The 15,664-nt window shown below is 38.6% G+C and carries 17 protein-coding genes; all 17 read right to left on the bottom strand.

Annotation, left to right across the window (positions count from 1 at the left end; genetic code table 11):
- Window positions 1–47 precede the first annotated feature (47 nt).
- The 17 genes from galU to cls all read right to left on the bottom strand — a co-directional run bounded on the left by galU (window position 48) and on the right by cls (window position 15,518).
- Window positions 48–986 (bottom strand): UTP--glucose-1-phosphate uridylyltransferase GalU, encoded by a 939-nt coding sequence (gene galU / locus RBL01_RS03860; RefSeq protein ID WP_002330048.1) that lies wholly within the window; start codon window positions 984–986, stop codon window positions 48–50.
- 14 nt (window positions 987–1,000) lie between these two features.
- On the bottom strand, window positions 1,001–2,026 hold the full coding sequence (locus tag RBL01_RS03855; RefSeq protein ID WP_038809742.1) for an NAD(P)H-dependent glycerol-3-phosphate dehydrogenase: 1,026 nt from the start codon (window positions 2,024–2,026) through the stop codon (window positions 1,001–1,003).
- Window positions 2,027–2,069: 43 nt separating this feature from the next.
- Complete coding sequence (lgt, locus tag RBL01_RS03850) at window positions 2,070–2,900, bottom strand: prolipoprotein diacylglyceryl transferase (protein WP_038809743.1); 831 nt, start codon at window positions 2,898–2,900, stop codon at window positions 2,070–2,072.
- A 14-nt stretch (window positions 2,901–2,914) separates the two neighbouring features.
- On the bottom strand, window positions 2,915–3,853 hold the full coding sequence (hprK, locus tag RBL01_RS03845; RefSeq protein ID WP_002289568.1) for an HPr(Ser) kinase/phosphatase: 939 nt from the start codon (window positions 3,851–3,853) through the stop codon (window positions 2,915–2,917).
- Between the two features lie 166 nt (window positions 3,854–4,019).
- Window positions 4,020–4,370 carry a phage holin family protein gene (locus RBL01_RS03840; protein ID WP_002289566.1) on the bottom strand — a complete coding sequence of 117 codons (351 nt, stop codon included), beginning with the start codon at window positions 4,368–4,370 and terminating at the stop codon, window positions 4,020–4,022.
- Window positions 4,370–4,690, bottom strand: coding sequence for a PspC domain-containing protein (locus RBL01_RS03835; protein WP_002294972.1), 321 nt, complete (start codon window positions 4,688–4,690; stop codon window positions 4,370–4,372). The genes RBL01_RS03840 and RBL01_RS03835 overlap by 1 nt, the downstream gene beginning before the upstream one ends.
- 296 nt (window positions 4,691–4,986) lie before the next feature.
- A complete protein-coding gene (gene liaX, locus RBL01_RS03830) occupies window positions 4,987–6,555 on the bottom strand; it encodes a daptomycin-sensing surface protein LiaX (RefSeq protein ID WP_002289495.1) in 1,569 nt (522 codons plus the stop codon).
- Window positions 6,556–6,654: 99 nt separating this feature from the next.
- On the bottom strand, window positions 6,655–7,422 hold the full coding sequence (locus RBL01_RS03825; protein ID WP_002337328.1) for a YibE/F family protein: 768 nt from the start codon (window positions 7,420–7,422) through the stop codon (window positions 6,655–6,657).
- A complete protein-coding gene (locus RBL01_RS03820; RefSeq protein WP_002334471.1) occupies window positions 7,419–8,111 on the bottom strand; it encodes a YibE/F family protein in 693 nt (230 codons plus the stop codon). Before RBL01_RS03820 ends, RBL01_RS03825 begins: the two co-directional genes overlap by 4 nt.
- Window positions 8,072–8,449 carry a hypothetical protein gene (locus RBL01_RS03815; RefSeq protein WP_002322849.1) on the bottom strand — a complete coding sequence of 126 codons (378 nt, stop codon included), beginning with the start codon at window positions 8,447–8,449 and terminating at the stop codon, window positions 8,072–8,074. The genes RBL01_RS03820 and RBL01_RS03815 overlap by 40 nt, the downstream gene beginning before the upstream one ends.
- A 222-nt stretch (window positions 8,450–8,671) precedes the next feature.
- Window positions 8,672–9,349, bottom strand: a complete 678-nt coding sequence (phoU, locus tag RBL01_RS03810) for a phosphate signaling complex protein PhoU (RefSeq protein ID WP_002289490.1) — start codon at window positions 9,347–9,349, stop codon at window positions 8,672–8,674.
- Between the two features lie 12 nt (window positions 9,350–9,361).
- Complete coding sequence (pstB, locus tag RBL01_RS03805) at window positions 9,362–10,120, bottom strand: phosphate ABC transporter ATP-binding protein PstB (RefSeq protein WP_307780838.1); 759 nt, start codon at window positions 10,118–10,120, stop codon at window positions 9,362–9,364.
- 15 nt (window positions 10,121–10,135) lie between these two features.
- Window positions 10,136–10,942 (bottom strand): phosphate ABC transporter ATP-binding protein PstB, encoded by an 807-nt coding sequence (gene pstB, locus RBL01_RS03800; RefSeq protein WP_002289486.1) that lies wholly within the window; start codon window positions 10,940–10,942, stop codon window positions 10,136–10,138.
- A gap of 14 nt (window positions 10,943–10,956) precedes the next feature.
- Window positions 10,957–11,841, bottom strand: coding sequence for a phosphate ABC transporter permease PstA (gene pstA, locus RBL01_RS03795; RefSeq protein WP_002294978.1), 885 nt, complete (start codon window positions 11,839–11,841; stop codon window positions 10,957–10,959).
- Window positions 11,841–12,761: a phosphate ABC transporter permease subunit PstC gene (gene pstC, locus RBL01_RS03790; protein ID WP_307780839.1), complete on the bottom strand. Its 921-nt coding sequence runs from the start codon at window positions 12,759–12,761 to the stop codon at window positions 11,841–11,843. The genes pstA and pstC overlap by 1 nt, the downstream gene beginning before the upstream one ends.
- 114 nt (window positions 12,762–12,875) lie before the next feature.
- Window positions 12,876–13,733 (bottom strand): phosphate ABC transporter substrate-binding protein PstS, encoded by an 858-nt coding sequence (locus RBL01_RS03785; RefSeq protein ID WP_002292763.1) that lies wholly within the window; start codon window positions 13,731–13,733, stop codon window positions 12,876–12,878.
- A gap of 336 nt (window positions 13,734–14,069) precedes the next feature.
- The gene (gene cls / locus RBL01_RS03780; protein WP_002300487.1) at window positions 14,070–15,518 is read right to left on the bottom strand and encodes a cardiolipin synthase; all 1,449 of its coding nucleotides are present in this window, start codon (window positions 15,516–15,518) and stop codon (window positions 14,070–14,072) included.
- Window positions 15,519–15,664 lie beyond the last annotated feature (146 nt).

Here is a 15,664-nt window from a genome sequence, read left to right as displayed (position 1 = left end):
AACTACTTTTTATTCAATTAGCAGCTGAAGCTCGTTAGAAAAAAGGGTTATTTTTTCTTTTCTTCTTTGATTTCTGTTATTCCTTTTGGATTATGATCGATCTTGCTTCCTTCTGCTTCTAATTTTTTACCTAAAGACAGGATATACTCACGTAAAGGTGCACCTACTTCTGGATGTGTTAGACCATATTCAATACTTGTTTTCATAAAACCAAATTTGTCACCGACATCGTAACGTTTACCTGTGAATTTACGGGCAAATACGCGTTGTGTTTTATTCAATGTATCGATTGCGTCAGTTAATTGGATTTCATTTCCGGCTCCTGGTTGTTGCTCGGACAATACATCAAAAATTTCTGGAGTCAATAAGTAACGTCCAATAATAGCTAAATCACTTGGTGCTTTGCTTGGATCTGGTTTTTCAACAAAGTTTTTGACATTGTATAACCCATCTTCCAATACTTCTCCTGGATTGATAATTCCGTATTTTGAAGTTTCATCATGAGGAACTTGCATAACGGCGATCGTAGAAGCATGAGTACGTTCGTAATCATCGATTAATTGCTGTGTCAATGGTACTTCATCTTCCATGATATCATCGCCTAGCATAACGACAAACGGTTCATTTCCAATAAAGGCTCTTGCTTGAAGAACGGCATGTCCTAAACCCTTTGGATGAGATTGACGGATGAAATGCAAGTTGACATCTGTCGTTTCTTCTACTAATTTCAATAATTCGGTCTTTCCTTTTTCACTTAGGTTTGTTTCTAATTCAATATTTGAATCAAAGTGATCTTCGATTGGTCGTTTAGCTTTTCCTGTAACGATCAAGATGTCTTCGATTCCTGATTTCAACGCTTCTTCAACGATGAACTGGATTGTTGGTTTATCAACAATTGGCAACATTTCCTTTGCCATAGCTTTTGTTGCTGGTAAAAATCTTGTTCCTAATCCTGCTGCTGGAATAACTGCTTTTTTGACTTTCATATACATTCGCTCCTTCAAAAAATTGTTAATGAGAATTCATTTTCTTTTTTCCCATCACGTAACATGATTTCTTTTGCGGCTGTTTTGATTTCTTTTTGTTCATACAGCACTTCATAGATTGTTTGAGTGATGGGCATTTCGATTTCCATTATTTGGGCTAGTTCCATCGCTGCTTGAGTAGTATTCACACCTTCAACGACCATTCCCATATTGGCTAGCACCTCTTCTAGGGGCTGCCCTTGTCCTAACAAGTTGCCTGCGCGCCAGTTCCTAGAATGAACACTTGTGCAAGTAACGACTAGATCGCCTACTCCGCTTAATCCGATAAAGGTCAGCGGGTTGGCACCCATTGCTACACCTAAACGGCTGATCTCAGCTAATCCGCGCGTCATGATTGCTGCCTTTGCATTATCGCCAAACCCTAAGCCGTGAATAGCGCCAGCACCAATAGCAATAATATTTTTCAAAGCTGCCCCCATCTCTACACCGATCACATCAGGATTGGTATAGATCCGAAAATAATTATTCATGAACAGCTCTTGTACATATTTTGCTGCTTTTGCATCTGTACTTGCAGCTGTGATCGTAGTGATGTCATGTTTCGCTACTTCTTCTGCATGGCTTGGTCCAGAAAGAACAATAACAGCTTTTCTTTTTTCTGCTGGGATTTCCTCTAACAAGATGTCAGAGATCCTTTTATGTGTTCCCTGTTCTAATCCTTTACTTGCATGGATGATCACTGGCTTTGTATTCAATTTAGGCACTAGTTCTTTTGCAACAGAACGTATTGCTTTCGTTGGAATGACAAATAGCACCGCATCTGCGTCTTTTACTGCATCTTCCATATTGGTGAATGCTTGGATGGAATCGGGTAGATAATGATCTGGTAAATAATGTTGATTCGTGTGTTGGGTGTTGATTTCTTCTACTTGTGAAGCACGATGTCCCCAAATCCGAACGTCATGTCCGTTTTCGGCGAGGACTTGTGCCAAAGCAGTACCCCAAGAGCCTGGTCCTAAAACCGCTACTCTATAATTCATTTTACCACTCCTGAAATTTTTTTCATTTTTAACGCTCTAAAAATCAGATAATTTGTTGATTTTTTCCTAATGAGCGGTCATAATCCGGTAAATTTCTTTTTTTTCTGCGCCAAATAAATAGAATCAATGTACCGACAAATAACACAGCAGATAATAATTGAGAAATACGGATCACACCTAAAAAGTAAAGACTGTCTGTACGTAATCCTTCAATAAAGAAACGCCCGAAACTATACCACATTAGATAACATAAAAGGACTTCGCCTTTTTTCAAAAGGTGTGGTTTCTTTCGTAAAAACAAAAGCAAAATAAATCCAATCAAACTCCAAAGTGATTCATAAAGAAATGTTGGTTGACGATAGATCCCTTCGATATACATATTATCAATGATGAATTGCGGTAAATGCAGACTTTCTAAGAAGCTTCGCGTCGTGTCTGGTCCATATGCTTCGTGGTTCATGAAATTTCCCCAACGACCGATTGCCTGTGCTAATAATACACTTGGTGCAGCGATATCTAAAAAAGTCCACAAAGAAATAAAATGATATTTAGTAAAAAAATACAGCGTGATCGCGCCTGCAATCAGTCCGCCATAAATAGCTAAGCCTCCTGAACGGATATTGAATATTTGGATTGGATCAGCTATATACTGGGGAAGATCAAATAAAACATAATATAAGCGAGCGCCAATAATGGAGATAGGCAATCCCCACAACATAAAATCTGTCACATCATCTGCTTTTAATCCTACCCGAACAGCCTCTCTGCTGCTAAGCCACATGGCGATAATGATACCTGATACGATGATCAATGCATACCAGTAGATAGGAATCCCTACAAGCTCAAAAGCAACTCGATTGATTTGTGCTAACATATTGTCACTCCTTGCTAGTCGTTGCCTGAGTTTTCTTCAATCAAGCGACTTAATCTTTCTTCAAATGTTTTCGTTGCGTCAAAGCCCATTGTACGTGCACGGAAATTCATCGCGGCTACTTCAATGATGATTGCAACGTTTCGTCCTGTTTTGACAGGGATTTTTATTTGTGGAATGCCCACTTCCGCGATTTCAACGGTCGTGTCTTCAGAGCCCAGACGGTCGTATTTCTTATCTTTTGCCCATGCTTCCAGATAAACAGCCAACTGGACTTGCATAGAGCCACGTACCGCACTCGCACCAAAAAGATTCATTACATCAATGATCCCGATTCCTCGGATTTCAATCAGATGTTCCAGGATTTTAGGCGGTTCTCCGATCACCGTTAATTCATCTTGCTGATAAACATCTACTCGATCGTCTGCGATCAATCGATGACCGCGTTTGATCAACTCCAACGCTGTTTCACTTTTTCCTATCCCACTGTCACCTTGAATCAGTACACCTAATCCGTAAACATCCACTAAAACACCGTGGACACTTGTTCGAGGGGCAAGGCGACCATCTAAATAACTGGATAATTCTCCTAATAAACGAGAAGTTGAGATGGGAGAACGCAGTACAGCTATCCCATTTTCATTTGCTGCCTGGATCATTTCTTCTGGAGCTGGTAATCCTCTTGAAATAATAAATGCGGGCATATCTTCACTACATAATCTTCTCATGATGATCAAACGCTCTTCTGGGATCATCCGTTCCGCAAAACTGATTTCTTTACTGCCAAATAGCTGTAAACGATTATGGGAATAATAATTAAAATAACCAGTCAACTCTAGTCCTGGGCGTGAGATGTCCCCAGTTACGATGACACGGTCTAAGCTTTTCTCGTCGCCTGTCACGATTTCCAAAGATAATTTTTTCACTAATTGGCTAACTTTTACAACTTCTGACATTCATGCTACCTCATTTCTATTAGAGTGTTCTCTATCATTTTATCATTGTCTAGCCAAAAGTACTACCAATTAAAAAAAACGTTTTTATTTAATTACTAATGTAATAGAAAACGCATTCCTAATTCTAAATAAAAAAACTGCGCCGATAGTTCGGCACAGCTTTCTTTTATTTTCTACTGTTATGTTCGCTGACAATTACATTGACAAGCGACATCAAGATAGCTACTAACAACGCTGCACCGAATGAAGAAAAACTAAAATGTTCTGCTCCCACAAAAAAGGAGGTCATTTTAAGAATCGCTGCATTGATAACAAACGTAAACAATCCCAATGTGACTAATGTAAAGGGCAGGGACAGTATCGTCAAAATCGGTTTGACAAACATATTCAACACAGACAATACGAAGCTGGCAAGAACGGCCGTCCAAATACTGCTTACATGGACCATCGCAGGAAAAAGAACAGCCAATGATATGAATGTTAACGTATTAACTAAAATACGTTGAAAGTACGACATTAAAAGTCACTCCATTCGTCATCATCGATTTTTTCCGCTTCTTTGCGTTTTTTTGTTTGTTCACGAGTTTGTTCACGATAATTGTTTTTTTCATAATATGCATTGTTATGTCCATAGTTTGTTCGTGCAGAACGCGCAGATGGGATAATCAAAGCTAATAAAATGTATAAAATGATTGGACTTCCAAAAGCAACTAAGCTCAGGAATACATAAAGCACACGGATAACAGTCGGATCAATCCCGATGTATTCTCCTATTCCTGCTAAAGTCCCTGTCAAAACAACATTTTTATTGGATTTTGTCAACTTTTTTTTCATCATGTCTCACCTCTGTTCTACTATTTTAAATGAAGAAAATCGTTGTGACAACCTTCTTCTTAATCGGTGTCTCTCTGCAAAATTCTCGGTCACAAATTACCATATTCATAAAACGTGACGAGTTTTTTTTGAAATTATTCCTTGTGAATCGGCGATAAGTGGCAAGTTCATAATCTCTTGGTAAACGGTGTTCAAGAGATAGCCTATCGGCAATAAGGCACAATTTTGTAAAATAGGGGAAGCTATTTTACAAAATCGCTTCTTATTGCTCAAGGCTGAACATCTCTTTCACAACCTCTTTATTTATCTGTATCTTTTAAATAGATACTTCCTGTTGTCGTTGAAAGTTGCACTTGCGCGATTTCACCATCTGAAACACGACGGAATTGCAACATTTGGTTTGTCCGTTCTTTTTTCTCACGAACTACTTCGTAATTGGACAGACGGCTATTGATACTTCCAAGACTTGTTTTAGCATGTCCTTCCAAACCGATGCCATCTGGTAAAGCGACTTTGACATTTCCGTTCACTGAACTTGCTTCTACTTTTTTCAAATTATCTTCTTTAATCGTAAGACGTACATCACCATTTACTAAAGACACAGAAAGATTTTCTGCTGTCGCACCAAATGTCACTGTACCATTTACTGTTTCGATAATAGAATCTAAGATGTTCCCGTTTCGAATATCGATATTGCCGTTTACACCTTCTACTTCCAGCATCGTTGCAGTTAATTGGTCCACGATGATGTTACCATTCGTAGATTTTGTATAAATATCTTTAGCTTCCAATGTTTCAATCATGATGTTGCCATTTAGAAGTTTAATAGCTGCGTGGTCGTATACTCGTTTAGGTAAGTAGAAAACAAGGTCTGCACGCACACGTTTATTTGGAATTTGGAAGGAGATATGATCTTCATTAACCTCAATCTGGCTCCGTTCAGAGAATGCTTCAAATGGTTCAGCACCCATTTTTCCGTAAAGTTTGATCTTAGCTTCAACTTTCACATCGTTGCTGTCCCACGTTTTTAACGTCACGTTTCCGTTTGCTGCCTTGATATCGAGGATACTTGCTGCAGGAGCTTCATAGTAAAATTCATGCTCAAATTTCGTTGTCGCAATCCCAGGGACACGTAAGCTGACATCTTTCCATTCCATGTTATCATTCACTGTTTCTGAAACAGTTTGGAATGTTTTCTTCAAGAATTTTCCTAACTGTGATCCAGCTTCTGACATTTTTTCGCCTACTTGATTCAGTGTATCTGTTGCTTGATCTTTCCAATCATCTGGCAATTCAAACTTATCAGTAAACGTTTCTTTTTTCTCAGACCATTGATTCTTACGGATATCTTTTAATTCTGCTTCTAATTTCAATTGTTCTTCTAACAGTGTATCGCCACTAGCTTCTAACTCTTTGATTTCTGCTTCTAACGTCTGACGCTGTGCTAATTCTTCTTCTGTCAACTCGCCTAATTCTTCTTTTGTATTCAGCTGCATCAATGCTTCCTGTTTCTCATTGCGTGCTGCCTTATTGTCAGCGAATTGAGCATTTACTTCATCTAGACGCGCCGAAGTTTTATTCGCTTCAGTTGCTAGTTCATCTAAGATCTTTTCTAAGTTTTCTTGATCTTGTCTTTCTCTTTCCTTTGGATCAACTGGCTCAGAAATTTCTTCTTCGCCGTTTTCAAGTTTATCGATCAATTGACTTGCCTGATCTTTTTCTTTATGACTAGCAGTTACCTTGTCTGCTTCTTTTTTTATTTGCTTTTCGTCTTTTTCAGTTGCCATGCTTTCTAATAAATCTAAGCCTTCTTCAGTCGAAAGGATTCCTTTTTTCACTAAATCTAAAATACGTTCTCTTTCTTTCATGGAAATTGCCTCCTTAAGCAAAATTGTTTGCAAGCTTTTCCTTACATCCATATTATGCACTGATTCAGTAAAAATGTCATAGGACTTAAGTTGTAACTTTTACTCCATCTTGAGTTGTTCTTTCTTTTTTGTAAAGAGATATGCTGCAGTCACGCAGGTTAAAGGAAGAACAAGTAGTGCGGACAATGTGGTAAGAATAGCCATCGTATATTCTAGAACAAATGATTTTTCATTGATCACTTGCTGAAAAGGAATGTCTAAATCAATAAACCAGAGGATCAACGCTAAAGAACTTCCCATGAATGCAAAAAGAAGTGTCATTACTGTTGACGCCAATATTTTTTTAGCAATAGCGAAACTAGAATGGCGCAATTGGTAAAAAGATAATTGCGGATTTGCCTGATATACTTCGAATGTCCCACTAGAAATTGCTACACTAGCATCTAAAACAGCACCACTAAGACTAATCAGAAGCAACGATCTCGTAAGTAATCTAAAATCAATCGCTAAAGTCTTATCTAAGCCAGATAATTCTTCTAGTTCTACCGATGTAAAACCTTGGATCGCTAAAAAATCAGTGATAGGAAGCAATAGTAGGAAACAAAATAAAAAGATCAGTATACTCACAAAAGCTGCACGCATTTTTAGATTATAACCGTTGATAAAAAATAAGATAACCACAGCAATCAATAAAAATCCTATGACCGACAATGCCAGTATCGGCCACTTCTGATGATAACCGAATAACAACAGGAAAAAGATCCCTAAATTGATGAATAAGCCTAAAAGAATATACATACCTTGCGTACCGCCAATAAGTAGCACGCTGATTGCTAAAATCCCAACAAGTATAATAAGTACATTCATCGTTTCAGCCTCCTTACAGTCAGAAAAAAGAGGACCGAGATAGGGATTGATAATACTATTCCTAAGCTGCCAGCAATGACGCGTAAAAATTCCAATGATAAATGCTGTTCTATCGTTTCTTTGAACGACCATTGATTTCCTAAATATAAAAGAAGCGATGGAACTGACCCACTGATATAGACGAACAAAAGGATATTGGTCATCGAGCCAATCACATCTCGACCCACTTGCCTTCCTGAAAGCCATAACTGTTTCGCTGTTATTTCTGGTTGTCGCTTAGTCAATTCTTCTAATGTCGCAATGACTGTGATAACGGTATCGAGTGTTCCTCCAGCTGTTCCAATCAGTACGCTAGAAAGAAAAACAGAACGATACGGTCGTGTCAGATAATTCAGTTCCTCATAGCGCAGTCCTTGGTCTTTCCAATGATTCATTGTCAAAAGACAAATAAAAAATGCTAAAAAAACACTCGTAACTGCAGCTGAAATTTTGATTATACTGCTTCTATTCCATCCATCTAAAGCCAATATGCTAATAATCATCCCTATAACGACGAACAGGATAGATATATTTAATAGAGAAATCCCTTCTGTTTTAGTAAAGATGAGCAACAAAAGTAAAAGTAAAACGATATTGATGATGAGACTTCCTAAAGCAAATAGACCCTGTTTTCCGCCAATAAGCAACATGGCGCCAATGAAGATACTTGTGAAGAAGAAAAGCCAGCCATCATTTTTTTTGCTACTAGCTGCCATTCATCTCCATGCATTTGGACTAGATACATTTGTCTCGCTTTTATATTTGCTGTTTCTATTTGATTTTTTTGATAAGGAACCGATAAATAAATCGATTCTCCTTTTTGATCCGTGTTCATCAGTTTTCCTGTAATCAATTGATGATCCTCTTTTATTCGTACTTTTTCTATCTCGATGACAGGTACTTCATATAAAGCGGCTTGATGCTGAATAACCCATGAAGTAAGCACACAAATAAAAAATATAGTGATGATGCTAATTTTTTTTTGCATTCTTTATCCTTTCTATGAAATGATGAAAAGGGTTTGTGACATGTTTTGTCACAAACCCTTTCCCGAATAAACGGTGTTCAAAAGCTTGCATCTGCGGTAATAAGTCCAGCCAAACGAAAAATATGAGGAGCTATTTTTTGTTTGACTGTTCTTATTACTTGATGTAGAACAGCTTTTTCACAACCTCTTTTCATAAACAAACGGCATAATCACAGCTTCAGTTTAGAAAATCTCATTGTGGTTCGTATTTAACTCAGTGATTTTCCCTGTAGCCAAGTAGACGATCCATTCACAGATGTTTGTCACATAGTCTCCGATCCGTTCTAGATAACTGGCAACATTCAAGTAGTCTGTTCCACTGATGACTGTCTCAGGATTTTCCTGCATATTTTTGATTGTTGCATTATAGATTCGATTGAAATAGTCATTGACTCTTTGATCCATATTGGCGATCGTACGTGCGTCTTTTTCGTCTGTTTTGACATAAGCAACTAGGACGTTGTCCACCATTTTTTTCACATAATCGGACATATCGGAGATCTCTTTTTCGATTTCCGGTATTCTCGTCTGCCCTTTTACGCGAATCGTGGATTTAGCAACAGACACCGCATGATCGGCCATACGTTCTAAATCCGAGCTAGCTTTCATGACCGTAATGATCATACGCAAATCAGTTGTAACTGGCTGTTGCAATGCGATCATTTCAAAACTTTTCTTCTCCAAGCGTGTTTCCATGTTATTGATATTTATATCGTTTTCGATAACTTCTTGGGCTAAGATTTTATCGTGTTTGATGTATGCACGAACTGACTTGTGCACGGCGCTGCTCACCATCATCCCCATTTCGTAGAACTGATTATGGAGATTCAGCAATTCTTCTTCAAATTGTGTACGTAGCATTCCGTTTCCTCCTTATCCAAATCGACCTGAAATATAATCTTCTGTCTCTTGTTTTTCTGGATTCATGAATATCTTCTTCGTATCGTTGTATTCGATCAAGTGACCATCTAAAAAGAATGCCGTCTTATCTGAAATACGTGAAGCTTGAGACATATTATGGGTCACGATGATCATCGTATACCGCTCTCTTAATTCTAACAGCATACTTTCGATTTTCCCAGTAGAAACAGGATCAAGCGCACTTGTTGGTTCATCCAATAAGATGATTTCCGGACTAACTGCCAAAACACGTGCGATACATACACGCTGCTGCTGCCCGCCGGATAAAGATAAAGCACTTTTATGCAATTTGTCTTTCACATCATCCCAAACAGACGCTGCCTTCAGGCTTTCTTCAACTACTTGATCAAGGACTTTTTTATCTTTTTCCCCTTTTAATTTCAATCCATAGATGACATTTTCATAGATAGAAAAAGGAAATGGGTTTGGCTGCTGGAATACCATGCCGATTTCTTTTCTTAGTTCAACAACATCTGTTTTTGGACCATAGATGTCTTTGTCTTTATATAAAACACTTCCGGTGATCGTTACATTCAGAATCAGGTCATTCATCCGGTTCAAAGAACGCAGATAAGTGGATTTTCCGCAACCAGAAGGACCGATCATCGCAGTGATTTCCCCTTGATTGAAACTTAGATCGATCCCTTTTAGTGCTTCTTTCTTTCCATAATACAGATGAAGATCTTTAGATGAAATAATTTCTTTTGTCATGTTGAGGCCTCCGTCTTAACCAAAATGTCCGGACACATAATCTTCGGTTGCCTGAATTTTTGGTCTGGTAAATATCTTGTTAGTTTTGTCATATTCCATTACTTTTCCTAGATAGAAAAAGGCAGTATAGTCGCTGATACGAGCTGCTTGTTGCATGTTATGCGTCACGATGATGATCGTATAGTCTTCTTTCAAGTTTACAAGTGTTTCTTCAACCGTTCCTGTCGAAATAGGGTCCAAAGCACTTGCCGGCTCGTCTAGCAGCAAGATATCAGGTTTCATCGCGATCGCACGAGCAATGCATAAACGTTGCTGTTGCCCGCCAGATAAAGCCAAGGCACTTTTGTCCAAGCTGTCTTTTACTTGGTCCCACAAGGCAGCTTGTTTCAAGCTTGTTTCAACGATTTCATCTAATTTCTTTTTGTTTTTTTCGCCGTGCTGTTTCAAAGCAAATGTAATATTGTCATAAATCGACTTGCTGAACGGATTAGGACGTTGAAAAACCATGCCAATCCGTTTGCGCATCTCATAAACATCCACTTGAGGCGCATTAATATCTACGCCTTGATACATGATTTTCCCAGTGATTTTCGTATTAGCGATCCCATCATTCATTCGATTCAACGAACGAAGATACGTAGATTTTCCGCAGCCGGAAGGACCAATCAGTGCAGTGATCTTATTTTTTTCAAATTCCAGATCCACTCCTTTGATTGCTTCATTGTCGCCATACCAGACATGTAGATCATCCGTATATAGTGCTACTTCTTTCTCTTTTGGCATGGTGATGACATTTGTTTCATTCCAGTTATATTTTTTCATTTTGCTTCTTCTCCTTAGGCTGAAGTCATTTTTCGGTATAATCGTTTGCCAATCGCACGAGCGCCGAAGTTGAACAGTAAAACAGCAATGATCAACACGGCAGAAGCGCCAGCCGAAACAGAAACACCATCAGGCATCGTGCCTTCTGTATTGATCTTCCAAATATGGACAGCTAATGTTTCAGCTTGACGGAAAATGCTGATCGGGCTTGAAACACTTAATGGATTCCAGTTCGTAAAATCTAACGCAGGTGCACTTTGTCCAGCCGTATAGATCAATGCAGCTGCTTCACCAAAAATTCTTCCAGAACTTAGGATCACACCAGTCAAAATCCCTGGTGTCGCTTCTGGAACCACCACTTTCATCACTGTTTCCCAGCGTGACAAACCTAAGGCCAATCCTGCTTCTCGTTGTGTGTAATGGACCGCTTGTAAAGACTCCTCAACTGTTCTAGTCAAAAGAGGCAAGTTGAATACAGTCAAAGCCAATGCACCAGAAATAATCGAGAAACCATACTGGAATTGAATAACGAAAACCAAGAAACCGAATAAACCGACAACGACAGAAGGCAACGAGCTCAAGATTTCAATCGACGTGCGAATCACATCTGTTAGCCAGTTTTTTCCAGCATATTCTGAAAGATAGATACCCGCACCTAAAGAAATAGGAAAACTGATGATCATCGTGATCAAAAGCAAATAAATCGAGTTAAATAGCTGGATCCCGATTCCACCGCCTTCTTGGTAGGCTTTGGAAGGTTCGGTCAAGAAGGACCATGAAATGTGCGGTATTCCCCGAACTAAGATATAAAGTAGTAAAGCTGCTAAAATCAATACGATGATCCCCGAAACTATATATAAAACACCTGTAGCAATTTTATCTGAGCGTTTTGCGTTCATTATTTCAGCTCTCCTTTCTTCCCAATCATACGGATCACGATATTAAAGAATAATGACATCAATAGCAAGATCAGCGCTAATGACCATAACACATTATTTTCAACTGTTCCCATGATTGTATTTCCGATTCCCATTGTTAAGATGGACGTCAATGTAGAAGCAGGAGTAGTAAGTCCTGTTGGCATCAATGCTGCATTACCGATGACCATTTGGATAGCTAAGGCTTCACCAAACGCACGAGCCATACCAAAAACGACTGCTGTTAAAATCCCGGGCACGGCTGCTCGTAGCACGACTTTGTAGATTGTTTGCCATCTTGTGGCACCAAGCGCTAATGAAGCTTCCCGATAGTGCCGTGGTACTGCCTTTAATGCATCAATAGTCATCGTTGTGACAGTCGGCAAGATCATAACGAACAACACAAATGTACCAGCTAAGATACCAAACCCTGTCCCGCCAAAAATACTTCTGACAAAAGGCACGATAACTGATAAACCGATAAAACCATAAACGACAGAAGGAATACCTACAAGCAGCTCGATGACCGGCTGTAAGATCTTCGTTCCGTTTTTAGGAGAGATCTCCGTCATGAATACTGCTGCACCAATGGCAAATGGCGTGGCAACGATAGCAGATAAAAAGGTCACAATAAACGAACCTGTGATCATAGGCAATGCCCCTACCATTGGTTTCCCATTTGCTCCGATTTGGCTTGGATTCCAATCTGTACCAAACAGAAAATCAAATACATTGATCTTATCAGTAAAAAAGGTGGCCAATCCTTTACTAGCTACAAAATAAAAAATAGATAATACAACCAACACGATCAGCGCGATACATAAAAAACTGATGAATTTTCCACGCTGTTCCATTTTTGAACGTTTTGATTTTGTTAATAATACTTTTTTCACATCTTCCACAGATGACTCCCCCTTAATCAGGTTTAACATACTCACTCAGTGTACAAATTGAACATCAATTTGGTTTTAATAACATGTAAAAGTTTAGCTAAGTTTGTAAATTTTGTGTAAAGATTACTCTTTAACGATATTTCCTTGCCAATCACGTTCGACTTTCATATGAGAAACAGGGATATAACCTAGTTCTCCAACGATGTTATCTTGTACTTCATCAGATAAGATATAGTCTAAAAATTCTTTTGTCAGTTTTTTTGGATGATCTCTTGTGTACATATGCTCATATGCCCAAATCGTCCATTTGTTCGTTGTCACATTTTCATCTGTCGGTTCTACACCGTTAACATTCAACGTATCTACATCATCGGAAACATAAGAAAAAGCAACATAGCTGATTGCACCGGGTGTGTCGGCAACGATCTGGCGCACCATTCCGCTTGAATCTTGTTCTTGTGCCTGAACAGCTGTTTCTCCGTCCAATACCCATTTTTCAAACGTGCTACGGGTTCCGCTTCCTGAAGCGCGGTTCAATATAACTACTGGCTGATCTTTTCCACCGACTTCACTCCAGTTTTTGATCTCGCCTGTAAATAGTTTTTTCAGGTTTTCCATACTGATGTCTTTTACGCCAATATCCTTGTTCACAATAGGAGTGATCCCAACAACTGCTACTCGATGATCGACTAATGCTGAGGCATCGATCCCCGATTTTTCTTCCGCAAACAAATCAGAGTTTCCGATGTCGACTGCTCCTGACTGTACTTGAGACAAACCAGTTCCGCTTCCGCCCCCTTGTACATTGATGAATTTTCCAGGATTTTCTGTCTGGTAAGTTTCAGCAACTGTTTCTACTAAAGGCTGTAAAGCAGAAGAGCCAACAGCCGTAATGGATTCTCCTCGATCAATCCACTTTGAACAGCCTGATAAAAGAATGGCTAATCCTATTATTGGTAAGAATAATTTAAGTTTTTTCATTAGAAATCTCCTTTAATCCTAAAGTATGTTTATTTTATCATTTTCATTACTTGATGAAAACGAATCAAAATCATTAAATAACAAAATAAATTCTCATAATTGTAAAAAAAACTATCTCATTAAAAGTTTCTATGCTATACTGGCTTTGAAATGTGTCTCTTTTAATAGCATATATTAGCTTATTTCTTGCTTTCCCCAAAAAACAAGAGATACCCCAAAGTTAATTTCGCTCATGCGAGACGCTTTCTCCATTTCTGACGTACTCTCAGAAATGGCCCCGTTAGAAAAGGACACGAGATCTCCATCTGTTGATGGTTCTCATGTCCTTTTTATGTTTTAAAGGAGCGGCGAAATCAATCTTGCTAATCCTTCTTTCATCTTGATGATTATTCCTCGGTTTTCATACATTTCTTTTGTGAGATGCGTAGAAATTTTCGAGTCTTCAAAAAAAGCTTTTCTTACACGTGAAGCCATTCGTTCATCATAAACCAGTGTATTGACCTCAAAGTCTAAGCGAAATGAACGAACATCGATATTTGCTGAGCCAACTGAAACAATGCCACCATCGATAATCATCGTCTTTGCATGAATAAATCCATTCTCATATGTTTCGATCCTTGCTCCATACTCGATCAGCTCTGCAGCGAAAGAATACGTTGCCCAGTAAACGAGAAGATGATCTGGTTTGTTAGGTATTTGGATATGAACTTTTACGCCTGAAAGAAGAGCCAACTTCAGTGCTTCATGAATCGATCCATCCGGTATGTAATAAGGCGTTTGGATCAATATCTCCCGTTTGGCTAACGAAATCATTTTCAAATAAGTCATTTTGATTTGTTCATGTTCGGTATCTGGTCCGCTTGTCACGATTTGAACAGCTATATCACCAGTAGTGTGAATGGACGGAAAAAATTTGGGAGAATAGCCTACTTCTTTTGTATGCTGAGAATTCCAGTCCATCAAAAAACGGTTTTGCAAGGTATACACCGCTTCTCCGTAAATACGCAAATGATTGTCTCGCCAATAACCAAATTTCTTTACCAATCCTAGATATTCATTTCCAACATTGAACCCACCTGTATATCCGATTTTCCCATCAATAACTACGATTTTACGATGATTGCGATAATTGATCCGAGGATTAATATACGGAACAAATAGAGGAAAGAAAAATGCGACTTCTCCGCCTGCTTTTTTCAAATTCTGAAAAAAGCTGGAAGAAACTTGTGTGGAACCCCATGCATCAAGAAGGACTCTGACTTTTACCCCTCGTCTTGCCGCCTCTGTCAATGCATCTCGAACTTCTTCACCTAATGCATCACTGCGATAAATATAATACTGGAAGTGGATATGGTCTTCTGCCTGCTTGATATCTTCAATCAGCGCATCGAATTTTTCACGACCATCTGTAAATAAAGTGATTTCATTTTTAGTCGTATAGAGCGTACTTTCAAATACCGTGAGCATATAGATCAATTGTTTCACATCTACTTGTCCAGTAGGCGGATGAGGATAAAGCCCTCGCATCAATGCCTGTTTGTCTTCTTCAATTTCCAGGTTCTTACCGATTTTCCCTTGGATCTTCAAATCAAAGATTTTCTCTTTGGAAATCCCTCTTCCTAAAAAAATATATAAAATAAATCCTACAACTGGAATGAACATCAAAACGAGCAGCCATGCCCATGTTTGAGCAGTTTCCTTTCTTTCTCGAAAAACGATGATAAAGGAAAGCAAAATATTCATAATCAAAAGGATCGTAAAAAAATTGTCAACGATAATTTTCACGGCTTCACCTCTTCTTCTACCAACTTAAGAATACCCAAGTTGTTTTTTAAAGTAAAGGGAAAAAAGCCGCTTCCTTCTATTCTCCTAGCCAATAAAAAAAGAAAGCTGGAACGAAACTGTCCAACTTTCTCATTTTATTTATATTG

This window comes from Enterococcus sp. SB12 (assembly GCF_030910025.2).
Taxonomy (GTDB): Bacteria; Bacillota; Bacilli; order Lactobacillales; family Enterococcaceae; genus Enterococcus_B; species Enterococcus_B faecium.
The sequence above is the reverse complement of the archived record's forward strand: the minus strand, read 5'-3'. Positions and strand labels throughout refer to the sequence as shown.

Coding starts and splice junctions, on each gene's coding strand:
- pstB (WP_002289486.1), bottom strand. CDS start 10,942: ATGAAAAAATATAACTGGAATGAAACAAATGTCATCACCATGCCAAAA.
- RBL01_RS03855 (WP_038809742.1), bottom strand. CDS start 2,026: ATGAATTATAGAGTAGCGGTTTTAGGACCAGGCTCTTGGGGTACTGCT.
- hprK (WP_002289568.1), bottom strand. CDS start 3,853: ATGTCAGAAGTTGTAAAAGTTAGCCAATTAGTGAAAAAATTATCTTTG.
- lgt (WP_038809743.1), bottom strand. CDS start 2,900: ATGTTAGCACAAATCAATCGAGTTGCTTTTGAGCTTGTAGGGATTCCT.
- liaX (WP_002289495.1), bottom strand. CDS start 6,555: ATGAAAGAAAGAGAACGTATTTTAGATTTAGTGAAAAAAGGAATCCTT.
- RBL01_RS03815 (WP_002322849.1), bottom strand. CDS start 8,449: ATGCAAAAAAAAATTAGCATCATCACTATATTTTTTATTTGTGTGCTT.
- RBL01_RS03835 (WP_002294972.1), bottom strand. CDS start 4,690: ATGATGAAAAAAAAGTTGACAAAATCCAATAAAAATGTTGTTTTGACA.
- pstA (WP_002294978.1), bottom strand. CDS start 11,841: ATGAACGCAAAACGCTCAGATAAAATTGCTACAGGTGTTTTATATATA.
- galU (WP_002330048.1), bottom strand. CDS start 986: ATGAAAGTCAAAAAAGCAGTTATTCCAGCAGCAGGATTAGGAACAAGA.
- RBL01_RS03785 (WP_002292763.1), bottom strand. CDS start 13,733: ATGAAAAAACTTAAATTATTCTTACCAATAATAGGATTAGCCATTCTT.
- RBL01_RS03825 (WP_002337328.1), bottom strand. CDS start 7,422: ATGAATGTACTTATTATACTTGTTGGGATTTTAGCAATCAGCGTGCTA.
- phoU (WP_002289490.1), bottom strand. CDS start 9,349: ATGCTACGTACACAATTTGAAGAAGAATTGCTGAATCTCCATAATCAG.
- RBL01_RS03820 (WP_002334471.1), bottom strand. CDS start 8,111: ATGTTGCTTATTGGCGGAAAACAGGGTCTATTTGCTTTAGGAAGTCTC.
- pstB (WP_307780838.1), bottom strand. CDS start 10,120: ATGACAAAAGAAATTATTTCATCTAAAGATCTTCATCTGTATTATGGA.
- RBL01_RS03840 (WP_002289566.1), bottom strand. CDS start 4,370: ATGTCGTACTTTCAACGTATTTTAGTTAATACGTTAACATTCATATCA.